At 59.9% G+C, this 2,241-nt stretch carries 3 protein-coding genes; all 3 read left to right on the top strand.

Going from position 1 to position 2,241, the window contains the following annotated elements:
- The coding region (locus EN993_RS34930) for an RNA polymerase sigma factor (protein WP_127266158.1) at window positions 1–469 on the top strand (469 nt) is incomplete at its 5' end.
- A 115-nt stretch (window positions 470–584) separates the two neighbouring features.
- Window positions 585–1,109: a DUF4142 domain-containing protein gene (locus EN993_RS34935; RefSeq protein WP_127266159.1), complete on the top strand. Its 525-nt coding sequence runs from the start codon at window positions 585–587 to the stop codon at window positions 1,107–1,109.
- A complete protein-coding gene (locus EN993_RS34940) occupies window positions 1,106–1,432 on the top strand; it encodes a cupredoxin family copper-binding protein (protein ID WP_164758027.1) in 327 nt (108 codons plus the stop codon). Before EN993_RS34935 ends, EN993_RS34940 begins: the two co-directional genes overlap by 4 nt.
- Window positions 1,433–2,241: the final 809 nt, after the last annotated feature.

The raw sequence follows: 2,241 nt of genomic DNA on the forward strand, positions 1-2,241 counted from the left end.
TCTCGAGAGTTTTCGCGGCGATGCCTCGCTCGGCACGTGGCTGTCGCGCATCGTCATCAATGAAGCGCTCGGCCGGTTGCGTAAAAGACGGCGAACGGTGGCGATGCCCGAGAACCCCCAGGCCGAGATTATCCAGTTTCCCCTCAACCCCAGCGACGATCCGGAGCGGACGATGGCGCAACGGCAGATCCTCCAACTGGTGGAACGCGCAACTGACAGCCTTCCAGACGTCTACCGGATGGTGTTCGTGGCGCGGGTGATCGAGGGCCTGAGCATTGAAGAGACTTCAGAACTGCTCGGCGTGCGGCCACAAACCGTCAAGACCCGGCTGCATCGCGCCCGCGCCCTGCTGCGCAAGGCGCTGGATGACCAGATCGGGCCAGTGCTGCTCGACGCCTTCCCCTTTGCGGGTCGGCGCTGCGAGCGGCTTACAGTTGCCGTGATGAAGCGGCTCGGCCTGGAAGGCTGACCCTCGTTAGATTCAGCTGATTTTGGCGGGAACGTTTGCTGCCGCCGCGCATCCAATGACCGTCAACTGAAAACGATGCCCGATGCGGTTCCCGCATCCGGGCGAAGGAGATGCCATGCTTATTCGTCACACAGCCGCCCTGGCCGCCATGCTGCTGCTCGGCACTGCCCCGCTCGCGCAAGCCGCCGACAAACCGACCGACCCGCAGATCGCCCACATCGCCTATACAGCCGGCGTGATCGATGTCGAGGCGGCAAAGCAAGCGCTCAAGAAGTCGAAGAACAAGGAGGTGCTCGCCTTCGCCAAGGACATGGTGCGCGACCATGAGGCGGTGAATGTGCAGGCGCTCGACCTGGTCAAGAAACTCAAGGTGACGCCGGAAGACAACGACACCAGCAAGGCGCTGACGAAGGCTGCGGCCGAGGAACGGGCCAAGCTCGCCAAGCTCAAGGGCGCGGCCTTTGACAAGGCCTATGTCGACAATGAGGTGGCCTATCACAAGCAGGTCGACGGCGCTCTTGAAACGCTGCTCATCCCGTCGGCCAGCAATGCCGAGTTGAAGAGCCTGCTGGAGACCGGCCTGAAGATATTCCAGGGCCATGAGCAGCATGCCGAACACGTCGCCAGTATGCTGAAATGAGGCCGGCGCTGATGGTGCCGAAACGTCATCTTTGGATTGCACTGGCGCTGACAGTCATTGCCGCGCCGGTGAAGGCAGAAACCATCCAGGTCACCATCGACAAGCTGGTGTTCTCGCCAGCGACGGTCGAGGCGAAGGTTGGCGATACGATCGAGTGGGTGAACAAGGACATGTTCGGGCACACGGCCACCGTCAAGGGCGGTTGGGAGGTGATGATCCCGCCGAAAAAGTCCGCAAGCCTGACATTGAAGGCTGCGGGAGCGGTCGACTATTTCTGCCGCTTCCACCCCAACATGAAGGGCCACATCGCGGTGGCGCCGTAGCGGTCAATCTGGATCGTGGGATCGCGGCAGACGCCGCGATCCCACCGCTTCGACTTCTTCGTCCTGCCGTCACTTTGTCCGCTGTTCGGATCGCCTACGACTTCTCCCAGACGAAGGTATTTGATCGAGCGGGCTGCGAGCAGCACCGACCTATGGATCGCCGCAGGCGGTCTCGACCGACCGAATGTCCTTGCGCAGTTGAGCACGCACAAACAGGCAAGTTAGGTGCGTGCGTTATCTCGACACAGCAAAAAACTGGAATTTGACAAGCGCATTTTTCGACCACGGGACGCATCGTTCTTAGAAGGAACGATACGCAATCGAGAGAACTATAGGACGGGCGTTTCAACAATCATTTGCAACAAAATTATTGCATCAAACTAGCAATATCATTCGTTTGTCATGGCCAAAGCTCGAATGCGATGGTCGTGTCCGACAGCCGGCAGAGCATTCAGGATGCGCGCTCCGTCAGGCTTCCTAATTTGGCAAAAAAATCACGAGCAGGACTGTGCCGACAGACCACTGCATCCGAGTTTCCGGGCCCGGGCTTTGCGGCCGAGAATGGGAACGAATTACCGCCCTGACGATCCCGCTGAAGCCCGGAAGCTGCGGCGTTGTCTACCCATGGTCCAGCCGCTGAACTGATTCCCGACCGACCTTGGCTCATCTAGCGCGAGATTGTCGTCATGACAAAGCCCCAAGATCCACGGACCATTGCGGCGGCGAACGGCATTGCTGCCGACCGTGGCTTCGGTGCGGTCACGCCGCCGGTGTATCTTTCAAGCACCTTCGTTTTTCCGGGCTATGAC

This window comes from Mesorhizobium sp. M7D.F.Ca.US.004.01.2.1 (genome assembly GCF_003997785.1).
In the GTDB taxonomy this organism is placed as follows: Bacteria; Pseudomonadota; Alphaproteobacteria; order Rhizobiales; family Rhizobiaceae; genus Mesorhizobium; species Mesorhizobium loti.